This is a genomic window from Massilia luteola, from assembly GCF_034420155.1.
GTDB classification, from domain to species: Bacteria; Pseudomonadota; Gammaproteobacteria; order Burkholderiales; family Burkholderiaceae_D; genus Telluria; species Telluria luteola.
The window spans coordinates 134,325-156,904 of sequence record NZ_JAXOFN010000015.1; the positions used below are offsets into that span (position 1 = coordinate 134,325).

The window sequence follows — 22,580 nt, forward strand, 5'->3', positions numbered from 1 at the left end:
CAACGACGGTGTGCCGTTCGCGCTGCCGCTATCTCGTGAACGTCAGCGTATGCACCGCCGCCCCGGGCAGCAGGGGCGTCGGCTTCCCGTGCACCCAGTCCTCGTGCCCCTTCAGGAAGTCCGGCGACAGCGGATGCCCGCTCTGCCCGCCCGGCATGTCGAACAGCCCTGCTTCCTCATGGCCCGGCGCCACCGTCAGGCGTTCCGACTGTCCGAACTTGGGCCCGGCCACGCGCGGCATGTTGGCGTCGCCCGGCAGCTGGTCCGGCGGGACGCTCAGCCAGCGGCGCAGCGCCGGCACCGCGATCGTGAACGGATGCGCGATCGCGGCCGTGTTGCGCCGCCCCCAGGTGGCCTGCGCGAGCGGCGTGCCGTCGGCCGTGAGTCCGGCGATGGCGCGGTCGACGGCGGCCAGTTCCAGGTCCTGCCAGCTGGCGTAGCCGGACGGCAGCCACGCGGCCGGACGCTCGTCCAGCAGGCGGGCGACGACCTCCGGCCAGCGCGACGTCGCGACCACCATGCTGGCCTTCGGGTCGAGCCTGGCCAGCGCCGCGTCGACGCCGGCGAACAGCAGATCGTGCAGCGACCACATGAACCCGCGCGCCAGGCGGTAGCCGACGGACGTCGTGCTGGCGTGGCCGTCCCAGCTCGTTTCCAGCAGGCGGCGGAACTCGGCGCGCTGCGGGTGTTTATCCAGCGCGGAGGCATCCAGCGCCGCCAGGGCGCGCTGGCGCCAGAGCGCGATGAACGGCGCGCGGTCGTCGAGCGAGGCCTGGAACGCGGCCGGGACGTCCGTCTTGTCGCCCAGCCGGCGCACGTTCCCGCTCAGCTGATGGACGCGCGCGCCGAGGTCGAAGCCGCCGTCGCCGATCGCCTGCGCCGCGTCGCCCGCCAGCTGGCGGCTGTTCGCGGTGACCAGCTGGCCGCCGGGCGGGTTCACGACGCGCGGGTGCGCCTCGGGCGCGAGCAGCCCGTCCCAGGTCGGCACCGTACCGTCGAAGGCAAGCGGGAACGAGATGCCGACGCCGCCCTGCGTCCGGTGCGGCAGCGCGCCGCCGATGGTCCAGGCGATGTTGCCGCGGTCGTCGCCGAGGACGATGTTCTGCGCCGGGATGCCGTCGCTCGCCGCCGCGGCCAGCGCTTCATCGAGGTTCGTCGACGACTCCAGCTTCAGGTGATTCAGGTTCAGCGCCTCGGGCGCATGCGCCACCCAGTGCACGGCGTACGGCGTGCCCTCGACCGTGCGGATGGGGCCGAGGCTCGTGTCGCGCACGGTCATCGATTGCGCCGGGCCGCCTTTCACGAGCAGCGTCTCGGTGTGCGCCACGGGCGTCTCCCAGCCGGAAGGCAGGCGCACCTGGCCGGGGTGGGCCGCATCGGTGCCCAGCCGGACGAGGTCGAGCGTATCCGCATAACTGTTGGTGAAGGCCCACGCGACATGGCCGTTGCTGCCGACGATGACGGCCGGCGGCGTCCCCGGCAGGCTCACGCCGACGATGCGGCGCGGCTGGCCGTGCGCGTCCGGGAAGCGCAGCGCGAGGCGGTACCACGTGTTCGGCAGTTGCAGGCCGAGGTGCATGTCGTCCGAGACGATGGCGGCGCCGCTCGCCGTGCGCGTGCCGGCGATGGCGTAGTTGTTGCTGCCGACCGAATCCGTGAACGCGATGCCCGCCACCTGGCGCGCGGGCACGGCGTCCTTGCGGCCCCACCAGGCCGGCGCCGTGGCCGGAATCGGCGCGGGCGCCGGCGCGACGGCGAGCGCATCCAGCGGCGTATCCCAGCGGGTCGCTTCCGGCAGCAGGAAGGCCAGCTGGGCCGGATCGAGATGCGCGGCCAGCCAGCCGCGCGCCAGTTCGCGCGGCTCCTGGTTGCCTTGCAAGTCGAAGTACATGGCCCACACGGCCAGCAGCGAATCGGCCGGCGTCCACGGCCGCGGCGCCGTGCGGCTCAGCAGGTATTCGAACGGCCGCGCATGGAGCCCGCCGAGGCCGTCGTTGACGCCGGCGGCATAGCGGTCCAGCAGCGCGCGCTCGGCCGGCGTCATGCGCTGCAGGACCTGCGCGGCGCGGGCACGGAAGCGGTGCAGCCGGTGCGCGCGGTCGAGCGGCAGCGCCTTGGGTCCGAACAGCTCGGCCAGTTCGCCGGCGGCGCTGCGGCGCAGCAGGTCCATCTGGAAAAAGCGCTCCTGACCGTGCACGAAGCCGGTGGCATAGGCGACGTCGAGCCGGTCGGCCCCGCTGATCGTCGGCACGCCGTCCGCGTCGCGCTCCACCGTCACGGGTGCGGACAGCAGCGGCGAATGGTGCTGGCCGTCGAGTTCGGGCAGGCTCGCGCGCAAGGTCATCCAGGCACCGCCCGCGACGAGTACCGGCAACACGACGACCCCTGCCGCGACCCGCCGTCCCCACTTCCGCCATCCACGCTGTCCCATGCCGCTCATCCCGTCGGAAAAAACGCATCTTGCCAGAAATTCCACGTCCGGGCGAGTACGTGACATTTCATATCCGCCGTGGTTCCCCTCACGCGATTGAGCGACCTCGATGGTCGGCCGGCGCGGTCTTCTAAGCTGACGACAGACGCGCAGGACGCGCGTGTCGGATGAGGGAGGCGCCATGGTGCGCATGCTCACTTGGATATGCACATCGCCGCGGTGGGCAGGTCTGTCCGTCGTGCTGGTGCTGGCCCTGGCTGCGTGCGCCACGCCGCAGGAACGCGCGGCCCAGGCGCAGGCCGACGTCGAGCAGATGATGGCGATCTATGGACCGGCCTGCACCCGGCTGGGCTATGCCGCCCAGTCGGATGCGTGGCGCGGCTGCGTGATCAATCTGGGTGCGAAGTATGATCTGCAGCGCTATGGACCGGGTCCGGGCTACTACGGCTGGGGTCCGGGTTACTGGCGGGGCGGCTGGTGGGATCCATACTGGTGACGCTGCGGGTGAGGCGGCGCGCGCACTCGGCCTTCGTGATGGCCTCGCGCCGTTCCAGCAGGCGTTCCAGCACTTGCTGGATGTGCCGAATGAGTTCCGGATAGCGCGCATCGGGCGGATGCAGGCTGAAGCGCACGAGCGGCGACTGCGCCAGCATGGCGGCCGTCGCATCGGCCACGCGCGGCGACAGGAGGCGCCCGCCGCGGTTGCGCGCCGCGTACACGAGCGACGGCGACAGGAGCGCGTGCGTGCCGCGGCGGTTGTTTTGCGTGAACGGCCCGGGCAGGTCGCGCAGGGTTTGCAGGTGCTGCTCGTCAGGCTGGTTCGGGAGCAGGTTCGTGGGCTGGTTCGCGGGCTGGTTCGCGGGTCGATTCGCTTCGTTGTGCCGGCTGCGCGCATCGTGCGCATCGTGCGCATCGTGCGCATCGTGCGCATCGTGCGCATCGTGCCCACCGTCAGTGGCAACGGGACCAGTCCAGTTGCTTCGATCGAACTGCCGGTTCGGGCTGTCGTGTCGCGACTGGTTCCCCTGGCCATTCTGCATGGCCCCGCTGCCATACTGAATGCCCGCACCCGGCATGCCCGCGCCATCACCGCCGCGATAGCCCTCGCGACGTCCGGACGCGTGCCGCGATGCCTTGCCGCGTTCGCGCGACGGCACTGCGCCGCTGCGCTGCCCGTCCCTGCCGGGTGGATGATCGCGCGCACCCGGCAGGCAGTGGAAATGGCTGAACGTCGTCGTGTACGCGAACGGCGAATCGCGCAGGGCCCGCCACGCGCCCTCGCCCAGCAGCCAGGCCGGCGGGATGAAACCCGTCGGTGTCCAGCCGCGTGCCGCGAACCAGTCGAGGCCGAGCGCCAGGCGGCGCCGCGCTTCCGCCTCGGCCAGCGCCGCGAACTCGCCCTCGCGCCGCGTGTAGACGGTGCGCAGGAAGCGGGCGCGCAGGCCGCCGCCCCCCTCTTCCGTATCGAGATGGCTGTAGCCGTGCAGCGCCAGCTCGTCGCCGCGTTCCAGCGCCACGTTCAGGCAGGCTTCCATGGCCAACGATTGCTCGGGACGGAAGTGATAATGCGGCACGACGAGCCACGTCAGCGGGATGTCCGCCACGGCGCGCACGGCCTTCACGAGGCGCAGGCAATCCGTCCAGGTGGCCGGCGCCACGTCGTGGATCGAGACGCACAGCATCTGCTCGTCGATGGGGGCGTCAGTCGGCGACATGGATGCGCTCCCGCTCGTTGATCATGTCGCCGGCGACGATACGGCCCACATAAGGATGACCGCCGACCAATGCCTCGTAGCGGCCCACCACCTGCGGGAGGATTTCGTTCCAGTCGTAGCGGTCGACGGCCTTGCGCCGCGCGGCCTCGCCCATGCGTTCCAGGTCGCGCCGGAAGATTGCTTCGATCGCGCCGGCCAGGCTGTCGACGTGGTTCGGCTCGGCCAGGATGCCCGTCTCCGTATCGACCAGCTCGGCCACGCCGCCCCGGTTGGTGGCGACGACGGGCAGGCCGCACGCCATCGCTTCGAGCACGATCAGGCCGAAGGTCTCGCAATCGCCGGGGTGCACGAGCACGTCGCAGCTGGCCAGCAGGCGGGCCAGCTGGCGCTGGTCGCGCCGGAACGGGATGTGCGTCACGCGGTCGCAAAACGGCAGCACGCCGCCACCGCCGACGAGGATCAGGTGATAGGGATCGCCCAGCTTGCGCACGGCTTCGATGAGCACATGCAGCTTCTTTTCGGGCGTGAAGCGGCCGGCATAGACGAGCAGGCGCGCATCCGGATGAAGGCCGAGACGGTCGCGCAGCGTCTCGTCGCCGCGTTGCGGGCGGAACACGCTGCTGTCGATGCCGAGCGGCTGGTGGACGGCGCCGCGTACGCCGATCGCGTCCAGCTGCTGCACCATGATGCGGCTGGGCGCGAGCACGAGGTCGAACTGGCGGTACAGGTTGGCGAGATAGCGGCAGGTGCCGCGCGCGATCCAGCGCCCGAGCCGCGGCTGCACGAGACGCGGCAGGTCGGAGTGATAGAACGCGACGGCCGGGATACCGTGGCGCTTGCGCATGCGCAGCGCGGCCCAGGCGCAATGTCCGGCGTCGCCCGCCTCGACGACGTCGGGCTGGACGGATGCCAGCAGCCGCGCCGGCCCCGCCACGGACAGCGGCATGCGGAAGCCGTGGAAGCCGGGGACGCCCGCGGACGGTATCTTGACGAGCGCGGGCACCGCGTGGTCGCAGGTCTCCACGTTCGAGCTCATGATCGTGTGCCGGACGCGGCTGCGCCTTGCCAGCCAATGCGCCTTGGCATTCAGATAGGTACTGACGCCGCCTCCTTCGGCCGCGTAAAACATCGTGATGTCGACGAGGTGCATGCTTGGGATCCGGTCAAAGTATCCCCACGATAGCAGCGGAACCGGTGCGCCATGTGCGCACTGTCAAGCGGACACCGCCTGCCGCCGGGAACCCTGCCTGCCGCGCAGGCGATGACAGGACGTCCGGCCGATGCATCGCGGCCGCGCGCACGTACGGGACGCTCAGCGCCCGTGCGGTCCTTCATTGCTCAGTGCGCGACGATGGTCGGGCTCCCTGTCGGGGAGGCCCATTATGCACTTCGCCTGTCGAGCATGGCGCGCGCGATGGTGCCGGCGTCCACATACTCGAGCTCGCCCCCGACCGGGACGCCGCGCGCGAGGCGGCTGACCCTGAGGCCGCGCGCCTTCAGCATTTCGCTGATGTAATGGGCGGTCGCTTCGCCCTCGTTGGTGAAATTGGTGGCGAGCACCACTTCCTTGACGTCGCCGTCGGCGGCGCGGCCGACCAGTTTTTCCAGGTGCAGGTCCTTGGGACCGATGCCGTCCAGCGGCGACAGCCGCCCCATCAGCACGAAGTACAGGCCCTTGAAGGTCAGGGTCTGCTCGATCATCATCTGGTCGGCCGGCGTCTCGACGACGCACAGCAGCGTGCGGTCGCGCTGCTCGTCGGTGCACAGGTCGCAGACCTCGGTTTCCGAGAACGTATTGCACATCGCGCAGTGGTGCACGGCGTCGACGGCCTGGTACAGCGCGCGCGACAGCATGGCCGCGCCTTCGCGGTCGTGCTGCAGCAGGTGGAAGGCCATGCGCTGCGCCGACTTCGGCCCGACGCCCGGCAGGCGGCGCAGGGCCTCGGTGAGGAAGTCGAGCGATTTGGACATTACTATCTCCGGGTCTCGGGGGCAGCGCCAGCGCTTACTGCGCGCACCAGGCGGCCAGCGCGTCGACGCTCATGGTGGGCACGAACTCGGTGATCGCATAGGTCGCGAGGCCGGCCTGCCCGAACGGATCGTCGCGCAACGCGGCATCGAGCTCGGCGCGGTCGGCGGCATGGACGATGAGGATGCCGCCGTCGCGCGGCTCCTTGCGGCCCGACATCAGCATCAGCCCGCGCGCATACTGCTCCTCCAGCCAGGCGCGGTGCGCCGGCAGGTAGGCGTCGATGCGATCGAGCGGCGCAATATAGGTGAGTGTGACGATGAACATTCAGTGAGCCTCAAACGCGCATCAGAACGGCATCTTGAAGCCCGGCGGCAGCGGCAGGCCGGCGGTCAGGCCGCTCATCTTTTCCTGCGCGGTCGCTTCGGCCTTGCGCACGGCGTCGTTGAACGCGGCGGCCACCAGGTCTTCCAGCATGTCGCGGTCGTCGCCCAGCAGCGACGGGTCGATCGACACGCGTTTGACGTCGTTCTTGCAGGTCATGATGACCTTCACCAGGCCGGCGCCGGACTGGCCTTCGACTTCGATCTGGGCCAGCTGGTCCTGCGCCTTCTTCATGTTGTCCTGCATGGCCTGCGCCTGCTTCATCAGGCCTGCGAGCTGGTTTTTCATCATGATGCGTTCTCCAAAAAAGTCGGATGGATAAATCGTTTATATCGTTTATACGCGCGAATGCGGATCAGGTCGCGATCGGACGCACGGAGCCGGGCACGACGAACGCGTCGAACGTGCGCGCCATGTCCTGCACGAACGGATCGGCATCGACGGCCGCCTCGGCCTCGCGCTGCAGCCGCTCGCGCCTTGCCTTGGCTTCGGCGCTGGCCGTGTACCAGGTCGGCGCGATCTCGGTCTCGACGTTCACGCGCACGGCCGGGAAGCGTTCCTGCAGGGCCGCGCACAGCTTTTCGCTGTTGCCGCTGGCGCGCAGCGTGTCGACCGGCACGCGCAGGCGGAACGTGGCGGCGGCACCGTCCGCGCTGCACTCGACCAGCTCGGTCTGGAAGGCGAGCTGCTGGGCCACGCCGCGCAGCGGCAGCGATGCCGCCAGCGCCGGCCAGTTGCCGTCCCAGTCGATGGCCGGCACGGGCGTGATGACGTAGGCGTACGGCGGGGCGCTCGGTGCGGCGGCGCGCGCGGGCACGGGCGCAGCCACGGGCGGCGCGGCCACGGCCGCCCCATCCATCGCGACGGCGCTGTCGTCGGAAAACTCGGTGACCCAGGCCGGCGGCTCGTCGTCGGCCACGGCCTGCCCGTTGGCGTGTCCGTGCGCCTGGGCCGGCTGGTGCTGCATGGACGGCTGCGACTGGGGCGCCGCCTGGGGCTGCGTCCGCGCCGCGGCCGTTGTCGTGTTTTGCGGCGAGGCGTCCCACGGTGCCGTGGACGCCGCACGCGCCGGTGCGGCCGCCGTATCGGCAACCGCGCCGGAGCCGGGCGCCGCCGGCGCAACCGGGGGCGCGGCCGGCGCCGGTGAAGGCGTCGCGGCCGGCCCGCCCGCCGGCGCCGGACGCCGGGGTACGCCGCCCATGCGCGAACCGGCGCGCGCCGCTTCCAGCGCGGCGTCCAGGGCCGCGCGGGCCGACGTCATGGCGCGTCCGGCGCCGCCTTGCGCGGCCTGCGGCGCGGGTGCATGTGCGGCCGGAGGTGCTGCGGCTGCCGCGGGCGCCGCGCCCGGTGCGGCCGGACGTGCCGTCGCCGGAGCTGCCGGCGCCGGAGCTGCCGGCGCCGCGGCTGCGGCCGGTCGTGCCGGCGCCGCCTGCGGCATCGCCCGCGCCAGCGCGGCGGGCGCGGGTTTGGCTGCCTGGTCGGCCCCGCCCTGCCCCGGACGGAACGCCAGCATGCGCAGCAGCGTCATGGTGAAACCCGCGTACTCGTCCGGCGCGAGGCCGATCTCGTTGCGGCCATGCACGGTGATCTGGTAATACAGCTGCACTTCCTGCGCATCGAATGCCGTCGCCAGGCGCTGGATGTCGGCCAGTTCCGGCAAGTCGTCCGGCAGCGCCGCAGGCACGGACTGCGCCAGTGCGATCCGGTGCAGCAAGGTACCCAGGTCCTGCAGGGCGCCGTTGTACGACAGGCTGCGGCTGGCCATCTCGTCGGCGACGGCCATCAGGTCGGCGCCGTCCTCGTTGGCCAGCGCGTCGAGCAGGCGGACCAGATAGGACTGGTCGAGCGCGCCCAGCATGCCCTGCACGGCGTCGAGCGTGACGGCGCCGGCCGCATAGGCGATGGCCTGGTCGGTCAGCGACAGCGCGTCGCGCATCGAACCATGCGCGCCCTGGGCGAGCAGGCGCAGCGCGGGCTGCTCGAACGTCACGCCTTCCTGGCCGAGGATGTTTTCCAGGTGGCCCACTATATGGCCGGGCGGCATCTGCTTCAAATTGAACTGCAGGCAGCGCGACAGCACCGTCACGGGAATCTTTTGCGGGTCCGTCGTCGCGAGGATGAATTTCACGTGCTCGGGCGGTTCTTCCAGCGTCTTCAGCATCGCGTTGAAGGCGTGGTTCGTGAGCATGTGCACCTCGTCGATCATATAGACCTTGAAGCGCGCATTGCTCGGCGCGTAGACCGCCTGTTCCAGCAGCTGGGCCATCTCGTCGACGCCGCGGTTCGACGCGGCGTCCATCTCGACGTAGTCGACGAAGCGGCCGGCATCGATTGCGCGGCACGGTTCGCACTGGCCGCACGGTTCGGCCGTGATCGACCCGTTGCCGTCCGGCCCGACGCAGTTGAGCGACTTGGCCAGGATGCGCGACAGCGTGGTCTTGCCCACCCCGCGCGTGCCGGTGAACAGATAGGCGTGGTGCAGCCGTCCGGTACGCAAGGCATGGGTCAGCGCACGGACGACGTGCTCCTGGCCAACCAGCGTTTCAAAGTTCCGGGGACGGTATTTGCGGGCGAGGACTTGATAGGACATACCGCGATTTTACCGTAGACCGGGGTGGGAGCGGCAACATTAGACGCTCGTCGGGAATTCCCCTACACTGATGTTTTTCTTTCAATTCGGAAAAAATGAAAACATCCCTGCAGCTTCCGCTGGTCATCGCTTCCCTGCTGCTCGCGTTGCCGGGCCATGCCGCCGAACGCGAATGGATTCCGTACCGCAAACTGGTCGACGTCATCAAGCTGGACAAGTTCGATGCCCTGCCGCCGGCCGAGCGCGACAAGGTGGTGTTGTACGCCAAGCTGGTGCCGGTCAACAAGGCGATCTCGCCGCTGGATGCGGGCCTCGTCGTCGTGGACGGCGCCAGCCGGACGCCCATGCCGCTCGATGCCAGCGGACGCGCACGCATGGTGCTCAATCCGCAGTGGCTCGCGCATGACGCGCAGATCTGGACCAGCCTGCCGAAGGGCGAAAAGATGCGCATGGGTTTCGACCTCGGCGCCGTGCTGCCCGAGACGACGCAGTGGCGCTATGCGGCCGTGATGGGCGCCATCCCCCAGACCAATGCCGCGATCGGCAAGGTCGCCGGCGCGCTGAGCCTGTTCGTGCCGACGATGAAATCGGTGATCTTCAAGTTCGACAAGCCGGCCCAGCTGACCATCAAGACCGCCGGCGGCGACAAGCGCTACGCCAGCGATGGCCAGCACCGTATCAGGCTCAAGTTCGACGAGGACACGCTGAAGGAAAACCCGCTGGTGGAATGGTCGACGCGACCGTTCGAAGCGGAAATCGACGACTGACATCAGCCGCGACAAACAAAAACAGCTGCCGCGGCAGCTGTTTTAAGAATGAGAAGGCGAGCCTGATCTGCGGCACTTGCGGTGAACGGCTTTGGCTGCTTCGTTCCCGACCTGACCAGGTAAACCATGCCACAATGCGCAGGGGCCCGCCAGCGCTCATTATAACCGAGTGTGGGGGCGGCGGCAAACCGCATTGCCGGCAGTGGATGATGCGTGCATACCTTATATAGACTGCGCACGCATCCGCCAGCGCCAATCGAACATCACAGCCCCAGCTGCTGCCAGATCCCATCCACCCGCGCCTTCACATCCGGCGTCATGACGATCGGCGTACCCCACTCCCGGTTCGTCTCACCCGGCCACTTATTGGTGGCATCGATACCCATCTTGCTGCCCAGGCCGCTGATCGGCGACGCGAAGTCGAGGTAATCGATCGGCGTGTTGTCGACCAGGACCGTGTCGCGCGTCGGGTCCACGCGCGTCGTGATGGCCCAGATCACTTCCTTCCAGTCGCGCACGTCGACGTCCTCGTCCACGACGACGATGAACTTGGTATACATGAACTGGCGCAGGAAGCTCCAGACGCCGAACATCACGCGCTTGGCGTGGCCGGCGTACTGCTTCTTCATCTGCACGACGGCCATGCGGTAGCTGCAGCCTTCGGGCGGCAGATAGAAGTCCGTGATCTCCGTAAACTGTTTCTGCAGCAGCGGCACGAACACTTCGTTCAGCGCCACGCCGAGGACTGCCGGCTCGTCCGGCGGCTTGCCTGTGTAGGTCGAGTGGTAGATCGGATCGCGCCGCATCGTGATGCGGTCGATCGTGAACACGGGGAACCAGTCCTGCTCATTGTAATAACCGGTGTGGTCGCCATACGGACCTTCGAGCGCATGTTCGAAGCCGGACGGATGGGTCTCGTCCGGATAGATATGGCCCTCCAGCACGATCTCGGCGGATGCCGGCACCCGCAAGTCGCTGCCGATGGCCTTCGTGAGCACCGTGCGCTGGCCGCGCAGCAGGCCGGCGAACTGGTATTCGGACAGGGTGTCCGGCACCGGCGTCACCGCGCCGAGGATCGTGGCGGGGTCGGCGCCCAGCGCCACCGCCACCGGATAGGGCTTGCCGGGATGGGCGATGCAGTGTTCGCGGAAGTCGAGCGCGCCGCCGCGGTGGGCGAGCCAGCGCATGATGACCTTGTTCGGCCCCAATACCTGCTGGCGATAGATGCCCAGGTTCTGGCGCTTCTTGTTCGGTCCCTTCGTGATCACGAGGCCCCAGGTGATGAGGGGCGCGATATCGCCCGGCCAGCAGTGCTGGATCGGCAGGCGCGCCAGATCGACGTCCTGGCCTTCCCAGACGATCTCCTGGCACGGGGCGCCCTTCACTTCCTTGGGCGCCATGTCCCACACGGCCTTGACGAGCGAGCCGAGGTCCATGATGTCCCGGAAGCCCTTGGGCGGCTCCGGCTCCTTGAGGCGCGCCAGCACATGGCCGATCTTGCGCAGCTCGCCCACGTCGTCGGCCCCCATGCCCAGCGCCACGCGGCGCGGCGTGCCGAACAGGTTGGCCAGGACGGGCATGGAATACGGCGCGCCGTCCGGGCCGACCGGCCGTTCGAACAGCAGCGCCGGTCCGCCGGCGCGCAGGACGCGGTCGCACACCTCGGTCATTTCAAGATTCGGTGAAATAGGCGCGGATACGCGCTTGAAGTCATCCATTTCTTGCAACTTAGCAATAAAATCCCGTAAATCAGAGTAGTTCATCGAATTTTTAATTCTTTTTTACATCTTTTGAGGTGTGCTAACAATCGCCGGCAAGTGGTTGATTTGCCAAAGAATTGATGAGCTCCAGGGCGTTCTTTAGATCTAAAAGTAATAGAACGATTGAGTGCTAGTATTGACTTGATATAAACGAGCTTCTACAATCCGGCGTACAAATTGAGACGGGCCCGTCCAGCACGTGATTTTAGCCGGTCTCATTCTTTCACGGGGTCGGGGCCCCAGCGACATTTTAGGAGTGTTTTCACTGGGCGTCTGCCCAACCAACCCCGAGACAGTTGTTAGCCACTGGGCGCCTCCACTGCAGCGCGGCCCAGCTGAAGCAAGCAATGACGGCGTTCCTCGACCGCTACGGGCGGCGACGGACGGTTTTCTGATGCACGGCATGAGTACGCTCGAACGCTGCGCCCACGCGCTGCGCCGGGACCGCTTTTTCCGCGACAAAGGAGAGACGATGATCCATCGCTTCATCGGCACGAGCGCAAGGCTCGTCCAACAGATGGCCAGCCAGCCAGTCACGTGGTCTTCCGTGATCAAAGCGGCACGCGGTTTAATTACTACCGCACAACATACCCTGACCGTTTTCGGTCTTTCTGCAGTTGCAATGATTGCCCTGCTGTACAGCCGCCCCGATTTTGCGAAACGGGTGTCGGATTTCTTGAGCCCGCATCAGAGCGCACCGGCGCAGGTTGCGGCCAGTCCAGCGCTCCAGCTCGTTGCGGCGCGCGGCGCGGACGCCGTCGAGATCGCCAACAGCGACGACAAGGCGCAAAACCATCCGACCCGTCAGCAGAAGTACGTGACGGACTGGCTGTCGCGCCGCTACCGCGTGGCCGGCGACGCCGCCAATATGCTCGTCTCGACCGCCTACAGCACGGCGCACGAGATCAAGCTGGATCCGCTGCTGATCCTGGCCGTGATGGCCATCGAGTCGGGCCTGAATCCGTTCGCGGAAAGCCCGATGGGCGCGCAGGGCCTGATGCAGGTGATGTCCAAGGTCCACAGCGACAAGTTCGAGGAAGTCGGCGGCTCGCAGGCCGCCCTGAATCCGGTTGCCAACATCCGTGTCGGCGCCCTGATCCTGAAGGACTACGTGAACCGCACCGGCTCGGTCGAAGGCGCCCTGAAGAGCTATGTCGGCGCCGGCGCGGCCGATGACGATTCCGGCTACGGCTCCAAGGTCCTGACCGAATACAAGCGCCTGAAGCAGGTCGCCAGCGGCAAGAACGTGCCGATCTACTTCCCGCCGGCCTCGGCACCGGCGCCGACGACGCTGGCCCAGAAGTCGCTCAGCGCGCCGGCCAAGCCGGACAGCGCCGCGGTCGACGCGGCCCACGGCAGCAGCGAGAGCGGCGAAACGGTCGCCGGACTCTGAGTCCTACCCTTTCCTGGTCGAAAGCCACTGTCGGCGAGAGCTGGCGGTGGCTTTCTTTTTGCGAGGCACCGCTTGCTTTGCCGTGGCACCGCTTGCTTTGCCGTGGCTCCGCTTGCTTTGCCGTGGCTCCGCTTGCTTTGCCGTGGCTCCGCTTGCTTTGCCGTGGCTCCGCTTGCTTTGCCGTGGCTCCGCTTGCTTTGCCATGGCACCGCTTGCTTTGCTGTGGCACCGCTTACCCTGCCGTCGCCCCCGCGAAGGCGGGGGCCCAATTTTGCTGCCGCTGCCGACACAGCCGCCATTGCGGCTCCGGCAACACCACTTGGGTCCCCGCCTTCGCGGGGACGACGTTGCATTTTGCTGCCGTTGCCGTTGCCGTTGCCGTTGCCGTTGCCGTTGCCGCTGCCGCTGCCGCTACCGCTGCCGCTGCGGACACATTGGCCACGATGGCTCCGGTAACACCATTGCCCCCGCCTTCGCGGCGACGACGTTCGACGGCAGTCACATAAAAAAAGCCGCCCCGGTTCCCCGGGACGGCCTTCTAATATATAGCTAGCAGGAAACAGCTCAGCGCCGCGCGTCCGCCGTCACCTCATCCGGCCGCAGCTTGCCCGCCAGGCGGTCGAGCACGCCGTTCACGTACTTGTGGCCGTCGATGCCGCCGAAGGACTTGGTCAGTTCCACGGCCTCGTTGATCACGACGCGGTACGGGATCTCGATCTGGTTCTTCAGCTCGTACGCACCGAGCAGCAGCACGGCGTGTTCGATCGGCGACAATTCCGCGATCGGACGGTCGACGGTCGGCGCAATCACGTCGCGCAGCTCGACCGACTGGGCGATCGCACCGTGCAGCAGTTCCGTGAAGTACTCGCCGTCGGCCTTGTCGAAGCCGTGCGCGCTGCGGATGTTGGTGACGACCGTAGCGGCCGGCTCATTGTTCAGCAGCCATTGATACAGCCCCTGAAGCGCGAACTCGCGCGCGCGGTGGCGCGGCGTGCGGTTCTTGTTGGGGTTGGCGTGCGCGTTCTTGTCAGTCATGGTTTTACTCTTCTTCGGCTTGCAGCTCTTCGAGGCCCAGCAGCAGGTTGGCCATCTCGACCGCAACGCGTGCCGCATCGGTCCCCTTCTCGGCCATGCGGGCTTCCGCCTGCTCGTCGTTCTCGGTGGTCAGCACGGCGTTGGCGATCGGCATGCCGTAATCCAGGCCGATGCGGGTGATGCCGGCGCCCGATTCGTTCGACACGAGTTCGAAGTGGTAGGTTTCGCCGCGGATGACGGCGCCCAGCGCGATCAGGGAATCGAACTGCTGCGTCTCGGCCATCTTCTGCAGGGCCAGCGGGATTTCCAGCGCGCCCGGCACGGTCACGTGCAGGATGTCTTCGTCGGCCACGCCGAGGTGTTTCAGTTCCGCCAGGCAGGCCGACAGCAGGCCATGGCCGACGTCGGCATTGAAACGTGCCTGCACGATACCGATGCGCAAGCCTTCACCTGCCATATTGCTTTCAAAAGTTCCTACCGTCATGGCTATGCCTCTTGTTCTCTTGCTTCGTTAATTAATGGGTCAATGTTACCGCGTTACCTATGCCGTGCGTAACGCGTTATGCCTTGGTTTCACATCCGGGCTTGGCCAGGTAGCCGGTCACTTCGAGGTCGAAGCCGGTCATGGACGGCATCTTGCGCGGGTTGGCCAGCAGCTTCATCTTGCGTACGCCGAGCTGGCGCAGGATCTGCGCGCCGATGCCGTAGGTGCGCAGGTCCAGGTTGGCCGCGCGGCCGACCGGGCGAGCCGGCTTGTCCTCGAACTGGGCGAACAGTTCGTCGGCCGTCTCGGCGCAGTCGAGCAGCACGATCACGCCCGACTCCGACGCCTTCACGGCCTGCATCGCGGCCGCCATGTTCCACGAGTGCGACGTCGAGCTACTGTCGAGCAGGTCGAGAATCGATACCGGCTGGTGCACGCGCACGAGGGCCTCGCGGTCTTCCTGCGGAGCGCCGTGCACGAGCGCCAGGTGCGCCGAGCCGCTCGGCTTGTCGCGGAAGGCGACCAGCTTGAACTCGCCGTGCACGGTCGACAGCGCACGTTCCGCCACGCGCTCGACGAGCGTCTCGTTCTGGCTGCGGTAATGGATCAGGTCGGCAATGGTGCCAATTTTGAGGCCGTGTTCCTGCGCGAATTCCAGCAGGTCCGGCAGGCGTGCCATCGTGCCGTCTTCCTTGATGATCTCGCAGATGACGGACGCCGGCGTCAGGCCCGCCATCTCGGTCAGGTCGCAGCCGGCCTCGGTGTGGCCGGCGCGCATCAGCACGCCGCCCTTGACGGCGCGCAGCGGGAAGATGTGGCCCGGCTGGACGAGGTCTTCCGGTTTCGCGTCCTTCGCGACCGCGACCTGGATGGTGCGGGCGCGGTCGGCCGCCGAGATGCCGGTCGTGACGCCTTCGGCCGCCTCGATCGAGACGGTGAAGTTGGTGCCGAACGACGTGCCGTTACGGCTCGTCATCATCGGCAGTTCGAGACGGTCGCAGATCTCCTGGGACAGCGTCAGGCAGACGAGGCCGCGCGCGTGGCGGATCATGAAGTTGATCGCCTCGGGCGTGACGTGTTCGGCGGCGAGCACCAGGTCGCCCTCGTTCTCGCGGTCTTCCTCGTCGACCAAAATGACCATGCGCCCGGCGCGCAGTTCGTCAACGATTTCCTGGGTGGTGGAGATGGGCATGTGGATTCCTCGATTACGGACCGGCTGGTGCGGAAATCCGCTATTTTAAAGGATTTGCCAGCCCTCGACCGGATCGCCGCCGGGCCGCCGCCCCGTCTAGAGTCCCGCTACCACTATCGCCCCATTGTTTCGTTGCATAATGACAACGAGACACTCGATCGGTCCTGCGTTACATCATGCTCATTTACAAGTGTGACGCCGGTCGGGCAAGGTAGAATGATTTTTTCTGTGTGAGGACGTCGTCACATGCTGATCCGTATCGCCCGTATTTCTTTCCTCGTCGCCGCCCTGCTCGTGCAGGGCCTGGCGCCGGGCGCGCCCCTGCGGCTGGACGATCCGCTGCCGGTCGGGGCCCAGGTCAAGGTCGGCAAACTCGACAATGGCCTGACCTATTACGTCCAGCGCAACCGCATGCCCGAGCACAAGCTGGAACTGCGCCTCGTCGTCAAGGCCGGCTCCATCCTCGAGGACGACGACCAGCAGGGCCTGGCCCACTTCACCGAGCACATGGCCTTCAACGGCTCGCGCCACTTCAAGAAGCACGAACTGGTCTCGTACCTGCAGTCGATCGGCGTGAAGTTCGGCGCCGACCTGAACGCCTACACGTCGTTCGACGAGACCGTCTACATCCTGCCCGTGCCGTCCGACCGCAAGGAAGACCTGGACAAGGCCTTCCTCGTGCTGGAAGACTGGGCCCATGGCCTGACGCTGACGGATGCCGACATCGACAAGGAGCGCGACATCATCCTCGAGGAAGCGCGCCTCGGCAAGGGCGCGGGCGACCGCATCCAGAAAGTGCTGATGCCCAAGATTTATAACGGCTCGCGCTATGCCGACCGCCTGCCGATCGGCCAGGAAGACGTCATCCGCAGCTTTAAGCCGGACACGCTGCGCCGCTTCTACCGCGACTGGTACCGCCCGGACCTGATGGCTGTCGTCGCGGTCGGCGACATCGATCCGGCGAAGGCCGAACAAATGATCCGGCGCCATTTCGCCAGTCTCAAGAACCCGGCCCACGAGCGCCCGCGCGAGTACGCGAAGATCCCGGCGCGCACGGACAACGAAGCGCTCGTCGTCACCGACAAGGAAGCGGGCCCGGCGTCGATCCTGATCCGCTACCCGGTCCGCCCGTTCCACGAGCGCGAGACGCTGCGCGGCTACCGCGAGCAACTGGTCGAAGCCCTGTTCGCCGGCATGCTCAACCAGCGCTTGCAGGAATTGTCGCAAGAGCCCTCCCCGCCCTTCATCGGGGCCAGCAGCGCGCTCTCGCGCCTGACCCCGCGCTACCGTTCCTACAATGCGATGGCCGCGCTCGGCATGAGCGGCGCCACCGTCGCGATCGACGCGCTCGTGCAGGAAAACGAGCGCGCGCGCCGCTTCGGCTTCACGGCGGCCGAACTCGACCGCATGAAGAAGACGATGATGCGCACCTACGAACGCGCCTGGAACGAACGGGACAAAACCGATTCCGCCGTCCACGCCGCCGAATTGATGCGCAACTTCCTCGAAGGCGAATCGATCCCCGGCATCGATGCGGAATACCGCTACGTGAAGGAACTCGCGCCCGGCATCACGCTCGACGAAATCAATGCCTATGCGGCCAGGACCATCCCGGCCGACTCCGGCAAGCTCGTGATCTACACGGGCTCGACCAAGGCCGACGGCGACGCCCCGATCCCGACCGGCGACCAGCTGCTGGCGGCCATCACGGCTGCCGAAAAGCGCGACGTGCACCCGCACGACGAAAAGGCCGTGGCCGCGCACCTGATGGAACACCCGCCGGCACCCGGCAAGATCGTCGACGAAAGCCGCGACGCGTCGCTCGGCCTGACCCGGCTGACGCTGTCGAACGGCGTCAAGGTGATCCTCAAGCCGACCAGGTTCCGCAACGACCAGGTCCTGATGAGCGCCGCCCGCTTCGGCGGCCAGAGCCTGTTCGACGACAAGGACATGTTCAGCGCCCGCTACGCCGACACGATCGTCGCCGCCATGGGCCTGAAGGATTTCTCGCCGCTCGACATGCGCAAGATCCTGGCCGGCAAGGCCGCGTCCGTGAGCGCGGGCCTGGGCAACAACACGGACGTGGTCGCGGGCACCGCCGGCGCCACCGACGTCGAGACGATGCTGCAGATGGTGTGGCTCAAGTTCGCCGGCGTGCGCCGCGACGAGGATTTATACAAATCCTTCATCGGCAAGCAGATGGAACTGGCGCGCAACCGCCTGTCGCAGCCGGGCGCGCTGTTCGGCGACACCGTGCTGGCGACGCTGTACAACAACAACCCGCGCGCACCGCGTGCGCTGCGCCCCGAGGACATCACGAAGATCGACCTCGACCGCGCCATCGCCATCTACCGCCAGCGCTTTTCCAGCGCCAAGGACCTGACGTTCATCTTCGTCGGCAGCTTCGACGTGGCCGCCATCAAGCCGCTCGTGGCCACCTACCTCGGCAGCCTGCCGACGCCGGACATCCCGACGGCCTACCGCGACCTCGGCATCCGCCCCGTGTCGGGCGTCGTCAAGCGCGAAGTCAAGAGCGGCTCGGAAGACCGCAGCACCGTGTCGCTGACCTTCACGGGCCCGACCGACGTCACGGAACTCGAGGAACTGCGCCTGTCCGCGCTGACGGAGGTGATGAACATCCGCATCATCGACGTGCTGCGCGAAAAGCTGGGCCTGATCTACGGCGGGGGCATGGAAGGCTCGATGACGCGCATTCCGTACAGCCACTACACGATCGGCGTCACCCTGCCCACCGGCCCCGACAACGTCGACAAGGTCTTGAGCGCGACCTTCGCCGAAATCGAGCGCATGCGCACGGCGGGACCGTCGCAGGCCGACCTGGACAAGGTCAAGACGAACTGGCTGCAAACGTATCGCAAGTCGCTGCAGGAGAACACCTACTGGCTGGCCGCCCTGCAGACGTCGCTGACGGAAGGCACCGATCCGGGCACCATCCTCACGTTCGACAAGGAAGTGCAGAACCTGACCGTGGACGACGTGAAGCGGGCCGCGCAGCGTTACCTGAACACGGGGAATTACGTGCAGGTGGTGTTGAACCCGGAAGCGAAGGCCGCGGCCGCCCAGGCCAAGAACGACACCGACAAGACACCGAGGTCGTAGGGCATTCGAGGCCGGGGCCTCAAATGCAACGTGCCCGCGGGTGACGTATATCGTATGCGAACGTCGCGCGTGGGCACAGGGTGCCCACCCAACGTAGTCGTTACACCGCCATCGGCATTATCGTACCGTGATCATTTCAGGTATTTGTTGAACCACGCAATCTCGCGCGCCCGCAGGTCGCGGTGGTTCTCCGGCTTGCGGAACGCGTGTCCCTCGCCGTCATACACGAGCAACGTGGTCGGCACACCCATCGCACGCAGGCCGTGCCAGAACTCGAACGACTGCGCCGGCGGGCACTCGACGTCGCGCTCCCCCACATAGACCAGCGTCGGCGTGCGCGCCGCCTTGATCGATTCGATGGGCGATGCCGCGCGGTAGATCGCCGGATCGTCGTACATCGTCGCGCCGAAATACGGCACCATCCACTGGTCGATGCCGTTCTGGCCGTAATAGCTGATCCAGTTGGCGATGCCGGCGCCGGCCACCGCGGCCTTGAAACGCTCGCTGTGCGTGACGCCCCACATCGTCATGAAGCCGCCGTAGGAATGGCCCGCCAGCCCGAGGCGGTTGCCGTCGATGGGCGCCTGTGCGATGGCAGCGTCGACGCCGGCCAGGATGTCGCGCCAGTCGCCGCCGCCGAAGTCGCGCTTGTTCGCCCGCGTGAACGCCGCGCCCTGGCCATAGCTGCCGCGCGGATTCGGCATGAAGACGAAATAACCTTCCTTCACCAGCTCGCGCACGAGCGGGTTGCCGCTGTCCCCGCCCGACACGTAACGCGGCGTCACGGCCGCCGCGGGGCCGCCGTGCACCTGCACGATCATCGGATACTTGCGGCCCGCGGCGACGTCGCGCGGCCCCACCAGCCAGCCCTGCACGTTGAAGCCTTCATTGGTCCAGCCGACGCTGCGCGCCGCCACCTGTGGGGCGAAGCCGTCGTTGTCGCGGGTGACGGGCACCAGTTCCGGCAGGCGTCCGGCGACGATGCGCGGCGCGTGCTCGAAGTCCTCCGTCACCGACGCGGCCACGCGGCCGTCCGCGCTGAACACGAAGTGCCCGTCGCGATTGGCCGTTGCGCCCACCGGCGCCTGCCATAGCATGCGCGTCGCGCGCGCGTCCGGGTCGATCGCCGCGATGCCGGCATCGCTGCCCGCGAGCACGGAGGCGAGCAACGCCTTGCCGCGCCACGTGATGCCGTTGAAGGTGCCTTTGTAGTCCGGCGTCACGTCGACCGGCTCGCCGCCTGCCAGAGGCACCGTGTACACGTCGCCGCCGACCGAGCCGAAGTCGCTCATCAGGCCGCCGATGAACGCCACCGTGCGGCCGTCCGGCGACACGTGCGGCATGTTCATCTGCATCTTCGGCGCCGCGATCACGCGCAGGCGACCGCTGGCCGCGTCGACGTGGCCCAGCGTGGCGATCCACCAGTTGTTGTCGCCATTGCCCTGCGCGCTCGTGACGACGAAGCCCTTGCCGTCCGGCGTCCAGTCATATTCATAAACGAAGGTATCGGCCGGCGACACGAGACGGTAGTCGCCGCCGGCGACCGGGACGATGGCGATGCGCTGCTCGTCCTCTTGCTGCGCGAGGCCGATCTCGCCGATCTGGCGCGCGCCCGCTTCGACGGCGCCCGTCAGTTTCTTCGCGCCGACCGTCGCCAGGAAGGCGACCTGGCGCCCGTCCGGCGACCAGCGCACGCTGCCGGCGACGCCCTTGACGGTGGCGAGCGGCGTCATCCGGCCGTCGCGCAGCAGCACGACGGTGGCCGTGCCGGCCCTGGGATCGGTGACGATCGCGGCCAGCGTCTTCTGGTCCGGCGACCAGGCCAGCGTGTCGAGCCGGCATTGCGCGCAATCGGACTTTTGCCACGTCGATGCGATCCTGCCCGTGGCGGTGTCGCGCACGACGACCCGCGGCCCCGTCTTCGACTCGCCCTCCACCGCCTCGACGGCCGCGATGCGTTCACCGCCCGGCGTCATCGCGAGCGTGCGGTAGGTGCGCATGCCGGCCGGGTCGGCCTGTGCGAGCCCCGCAGCAGCGAATGACACAGCCAATGAGGTGATCAACGCCGCGCCGCGCGCGCAGGCCTTGCCATGCTTGTGAAGATCCAGCGTCATCGTCTCGTCCTTGTTATCGTTGTGGATTCCAACGTAAAGACGAAGACGCGAATGACCCGCCTACGCTGGAGCAAATGCCAGCGAGAAGTCTACGCCAACTATGCCAGCGTTGGCATCCCTGTTTTTGCGGCGGGACCGCAAACTTACGCCTTGGCGGCGCTGAGCATGCGCTCGACGTAGCGCGCGATTACGTTCAAAAGCGTCACAACCCGCATGGTTACTGAGATTCGCGCGAGCCGCATGTGAAATACCGTCAGATATACCGTAAATGGTTGAGCTCGCGCCTGCGGTTACCGCTGTCGCACTAAACGATTGGTTTATCTGTCGAATGCTGCCAAGGCTACACGAGTTAAGAACTGGAGCACCGAAAAACCTGCGGTCCCTCAGACACGCGAAGGGCAGGCAAGCGATGTCTAGGTCGCTCGATACTTGCGCTCCAAATCTCCCGCAAAGTTATTTTGTTGTAAAAATATCTATATTTTATGATAAAATATTGCTGCTGAGCTACTTTTTCACCGAACGGTACAGCCAGTGAAGCACGGCCATCGTTAGCACCCCTTGAGCGCACTACTCTCGCGCTACCCGAAACAATTCCCCATTTAGCTGTTTCGCCCTCTGACGGGATGGCGTGGCCGTGCACGTCCTAACTTAACCATTGGAGTCATTATGACCACATCTATTCCTACCAGCGTTACCTCGACCGCAGCAGGATTTCAGCCGGCATTCAAACCTGTTACGACCAAGGATAGGCATGCTTGCGCCCTTGCCGCAGTCGCCATGCTTGCGTCCACGACGCTCGACGATGTTTGGCAAAAAGCGGAAGAGCTCGGCCTCCCGAAAAGTGGCCCATATGTGCATGTGCTCGACGGTGACTTCCTGGCGAAGTTGCTTGCCCAATACTCATGGGTCGCGACGGTGTGGAAAGAGTGCGAAAAGCCGTCGCAACTTCCTGACTTGTGCATCGTTATGGTGGACTACGACCCCGAATGGGAAGTAGGCCGTTACGGCGTTTTTCATCGCGCCAAGGGCAGCCACGATGCGAAATTTGTGGAATATGTGATCGATCCAACCGCTAGCGCGGATCGTCTTGTGAGGACTGATCTAAACGTGCTTGTTCCGAGCTGGTACATCGGTGTGCATCCAATGGGGAAAACGTCAAGCACTACAGCGAAGAAGTGACCATTAAGGCAAGGCTCAGCTGTCAGCGGCGTTAACTGCTGGCTATCGGACTCGTCGACTTCGATATTCTCCCCCTCTCTCGAACACATGCAAACCGGACGGCCAGACCGTCCGGTTTGCTTTTATGCGTCCAACAAATATCCAATCATGACCAAATCTACTCAAGCCAACAATGGGGATCATTGCCGTTTTGCGTCAGCGCGCAGCGTTCCACTGTTTCCGCTCGGCCAAACGGTTGCAACTCCCGGCGCTCTAGGGAGCCGCTGATCAATTCATCCGCCGCAGGTGCCACAGGCCTGCCCATCTGCGATAATTTCAACCCATCCAACGCTGTCGTGTCGATCATGCAAAAGAGCTTCTCGGACCTTGAATACGCAAACAAGAAGAAGCTGACGCGGCGCGACCGCTTTCTTGCGGAGATCGAAAAGATCACGCCGTGGGAGCCGC

17 protein-coding genes, 1 other RNA gene and 1 pseudogene are annotated in these 22,580 nt (G+C 66.5%); 6 read left to right on the top strand and 13 right to left on the bottom strand.

Features of this window, described 5'->3' with window-relative positions:
* Positions 1-28: 28 nt before the first annotated feature.
* A complete protein-coding gene (locus U9J41_RS16590; protein ID WP_322403286.1) occupies positions 29-2,377 on the bottom strand; it encodes a penicillin acylase family protein in 2,349 nt (782 codons plus the stop codon).
* 244 nt (positions 2,378-2,621) lie between these two features.
* Between U9J41_RS16590 and U9J41_RS16595 the strand changes: the two genes are divergently transcribed.
* Positions 2,622-2,927: a hypothetical protein gene (locus U9J41_RS16595; RefSeq protein ID WP_322403287.1), complete on the top strand. Its 306-nt coding sequence runs from the start codon at positions 2,622-2,624 to the stop codon at positions 2,925-2,927.
* Here U9J41_RS16595 and U9J41_RS16600 read toward each other — a convergent pair.
* The 6 genes from U9J41_RS16600 to U9J41_RS16625 all read right to left on the bottom strand — a co-directional run bounded on the left by U9J41_RS16600 (position 2,821) and on the right by U9J41_RS16625 (position 9,089).
* On the bottom strand, positions 2,821-4,146 hold the full coding sequence (locus U9J41_RS16600; protein ID WP_322403288.1) for a DUF2334 domain-containing protein: 1,326 nt from the start codon (positions 4,144-4,146) through the stop codon (positions 2,821-2,823). The genes U9J41_RS16595 and U9J41_RS16600 overlap by 107 nt on opposite strands.
* Positions 4,133-5,296: a glycosyltransferase family 4 protein gene (locus U9J41_RS16605; RefSeq protein ID WP_322403289.1), complete on the bottom strand. Its 1,164-nt coding sequence runs from the start codon at positions 5,294-5,296 to the stop codon at positions 4,133-4,135. Before U9J41_RS16605 ends, U9J41_RS16600 begins: the two co-directional genes overlap by 14 nt.
* 230 nt (positions 5,297-5,526) lie before the next feature.
* Entirely contained in the window at positions 5,527-6,117 is a 591-nt protein-coding gene (gene recR / locus U9J41_RS16610) for a recombination mediator RecR (RefSeq protein ID WP_322403290.1), read from the bottom strand.
* Between the two features lie 34 nt (positions 6,118-6,151).
* Complete coding sequence (locus U9J41_RS16615; protein ID WP_322403291.1) at positions 6,152-6,442, bottom strand: YciI family protein; 291 nt, start codon at positions 6,440-6,442, stop codon at positions 6,152-6,154.
* A 21-nt stretch (positions 6,443-6,463) separates the two neighbouring features.
* A complete protein-coding gene (locus U9J41_RS16620; protein WP_322403292.1) occupies positions 6,464-6,790 on the bottom strand; it encodes a YbaB/EbfC family nucleoid-associated protein in 327 nt (108 codons plus the stop codon).
* A gap of 64 nt (positions 6,791-6,854) precedes the next feature.
* Positions 6,855-9,089: a DNA polymerase III subunit gamma/tau gene (locus U9J41_RS16625; protein ID WP_322403293.1), complete on the bottom strand. Its 2,235-nt coding sequence runs from the start codon at positions 9,087-9,089 to the stop codon at positions 6,855-6,857.
* 95 nt (positions 9,090-9,184) lie between these two features.
* Here U9J41_RS16625 and U9J41_RS16630 point away from each other — a divergent pair, with 95 nt between their 5' ends.
* Positions 9,185-9,856 carry a hypothetical protein gene (locus U9J41_RS16630; protein ID WP_322403294.1) on the top strand — a complete coding sequence of 224 codons (672 nt, stop codon included), beginning with the start codon at positions 9,185-9,187 and terminating at the stop codon, positions 9,854-9,856.
* 52 nt (positions 9,857-9,908) lie between these two features.
* On the opposite strand, the gene ffs is transcribed toward U9J41_RS16630, so the two are convergent.
* Together ffs and ubiD are read right to left on the bottom strand one after the other, a co-directional pair.
* An RNA gene (gene ffs / locus U9J41_RS16635) (signal recognition particle sRNA small type) lies at positions 9,909-10,007 on the bottom strand.
* A 112-nt stretch (positions 10,008-10,119) separates the two neighbouring features.
* Positions 10,120-11,619 carry a 4-hydroxy-3-polyprenylbenzoate decarboxylase gene (gene ubiD, locus U9J41_RS16640; protein WP_322403295.1) on the bottom strand — a complete coding sequence of 500 codons (1,500 nt, stop codon included), beginning with the start codon at positions 11,617-11,619 and terminating at the stop codon, positions 10,120-10,122.
* A 619-nt stretch (positions 11,620-12,238) separates the two neighbouring features.
* On the opposite strand from ubiD, the gene U9J41_RS16645 reads away from it, so the two are divergent.
* Complete coding sequence (locus tag U9J41_RS16645; RefSeq protein WP_322403296.1) at positions 12,239-13,009, top strand: transglycosylase SLT domain-containing protein; 771 nt, start codon at positions 12,239-12,241, stop codon at positions 13,007-13,009.
* A gap of 564 nt (positions 13,010-13,573) precedes the next feature.
* Here U9J41_RS16645 and nusB read toward each other — a convergent pair.
* From nusB to ribBA, 3 genes are all read right to left on the bottom strand, one after another.
* Complete coding sequence (nusB, locus tag U9J41_RS16650; protein ID WP_322403297.1) at positions 13,574-14,044, bottom strand: transcription antitermination factor NusB; 471 nt, start codon at positions 14,042-14,044, stop codon at positions 13,574-13,576.
* 4 nt (positions 14,045-14,048) lie between these two features.
* The gene (ribH, locus tag U9J41_RS16655; RefSeq protein WP_056447556.1) at positions 14,049-14,528 is read right to left on the bottom strand and encodes a 6,7-dimethyl-8-ribityllumazine synthase; all 480 of its coding nucleotides are present in this window, start codon (positions 14,526-14,528) and stop codon (positions 14,049-14,051) included.
* Between the two features lie 76 nt (positions 14,529-14,604).
* Entirely contained in the window at positions 14,605-15,720 is a 1,116-nt protein-coding gene (gene ribBA / locus U9J41_RS16660) for a bifunctional 3,4-dihydroxy-2-butanone-4-phosphate synthase/GTP cyclohydrolase II (RefSeq protein WP_322403298.1), read from the bottom strand.
* Between the two features lie 246 nt (positions 15,721-15,966).
* Here ribBA and U9J41_RS16665 point away from each other — a divergent pair, with 246 nt between their 5' ends.
* Positions 15,967-18,840 carry a M16 family metallopeptidase gene (locus U9J41_RS16665; RefSeq protein WP_322403299.1) on the top strand — a complete coding sequence of 958 codons (2,874 nt, stop codon included), beginning with the start codon at positions 15,967-15,969 and terminating at the stop codon, positions 18,838-18,840.
* A 131-nt stretch (positions 18,841-18,971) separates the two neighbouring features.
* On the opposite strand, the gene U9J41_RS16670 is transcribed toward U9J41_RS16665, so the two are convergent.
* Entirely contained in the window at positions 18,972-20,954 is a 1,983-nt protein-coding gene (locus tag U9J41_RS16670; protein ID WP_322403300.1) for a S9 family peptidase, read from the bottom strand.
* Between the two features lie 666 nt (positions 20,955-21,620).
* On the opposite strand from U9J41_RS16670, the gene U9J41_RS16675 reads away from it, so the two are divergent.
* Entirely contained in the window at positions 21,621-22,133 is a 513-nt protein-coding gene (locus U9J41_RS16675; RefSeq protein ID WP_322403301.1) for a hypothetical protein, read from the top strand.
* Positions 22,134-22,477: 344 nt separating this feature from the next.
* A pseudogene (locus tag U9J41_RS16680) lies at positions 22,478-22,580 on the top strand (IS5/IS1182 family transposase); the annotation flags it as partial.

Coding starts and splice junctions, on each gene's coding strand:
- U9J41_RS16620 (WP_322403292.1), bottom strand. CDS start 6,790: ATGATGAAAAACCAGCTCGCAGGCCTGATGAAGCAGGCGCAGGCCATG.
- recR (WP_322403290.1), bottom strand. CDS start 6,117: ATGTCCAAATCGCTCGACTTCCTCACCGAGGCCCTGCGCCGCCTGCCG.
- U9J41_RS16630 (WP_322403294.1), top strand. CDS start 9,185: ATGAAAACATCCCTGCAGCTTCCGCTGGTCATCGCTTCCCTGCTGCTC.
- U9J41_RS16615 (WP_322403291.1), bottom strand. CDS start 6,442: ATGTTCATCGTCACACTCACCTATATTGCGCCGCTCGATCGCATCGAC.
- U9J41_RS16595 (WP_322403287.1), top strand. CDS start 2,622: ATGCTCACTTGGATATGCACATCGCCGCGGTGGGCAGGTCTGTCCGTC.
- U9J41_RS16675 (WP_322403301.1), top strand. CDS start 21,621: ATGACCACATCTATTCCTACCAGCGTTACCTCGACCGCAGCAGGATTT.
- U9J41_RS16665 (WP_322403299.1), top strand. CDS start 15,967: ATGCTGATCCGTATCGCCCGTATTTCTTTCCTCGTCGCCGCCCTGCTC.
- ubiD (WP_322403295.1), bottom strand. CDS start 11,619: ATGAACTACTCTGATTTACGGGATTTTATTGCTAAGTTGCAAGAAATG.
- U9J41_RS16645 (WP_322403296.1), top strand. CDS start 12,239: ATGATTGCCCTGCTGTACAGCCGCCCCGATTTTGCGAAACGGGTGTCG.
- ribBA (WP_322403298.1), bottom strand. CDS start 15,720: ATGCCCATCTCCACCACCCAGGAAATCGTTGACGAACTGCGCGCCGGG.
- ribH (WP_056447556.1), bottom strand. CDS start 14,528: ATGACGGTAGGAACTTTTGAAAGCAATATGGCAGGTGAAGGCTTGCGC.
- U9J41_RS16605 (WP_322403289.1), bottom strand. CDS start 5,296: ATGCACCTCGTCGACATCACGATGTTTTACGCGGCCGAAGGAGGCGGC.
- U9J41_RS16670 (WP_322403300.1), bottom strand. CDS start 20,954: ATGACGCTGGATCTTCACAAGCATGGCAAGGCCTGCGCGCGCGGCGCG.
- U9J41_RS16600 (WP_322403288.1), bottom strand. CDS start 4,146: ATGTCGCCGACTGACGCCCCCATCGACGAGCAGATGCTGTGCGTCTCG.
- nusB (WP_322403297.1), bottom strand. CDS start 14,044: ATGACTGACAAGAACGCGCACGCCAACCCCAACAAGAACCGCACGCCG.
- U9J41_RS16625 (WP_322403293.1), bottom strand. CDS start 9,089: ATGTCCTATCAAGTCCTCGCCCGCAAATACCGTCCCCGGAACTTTGAA.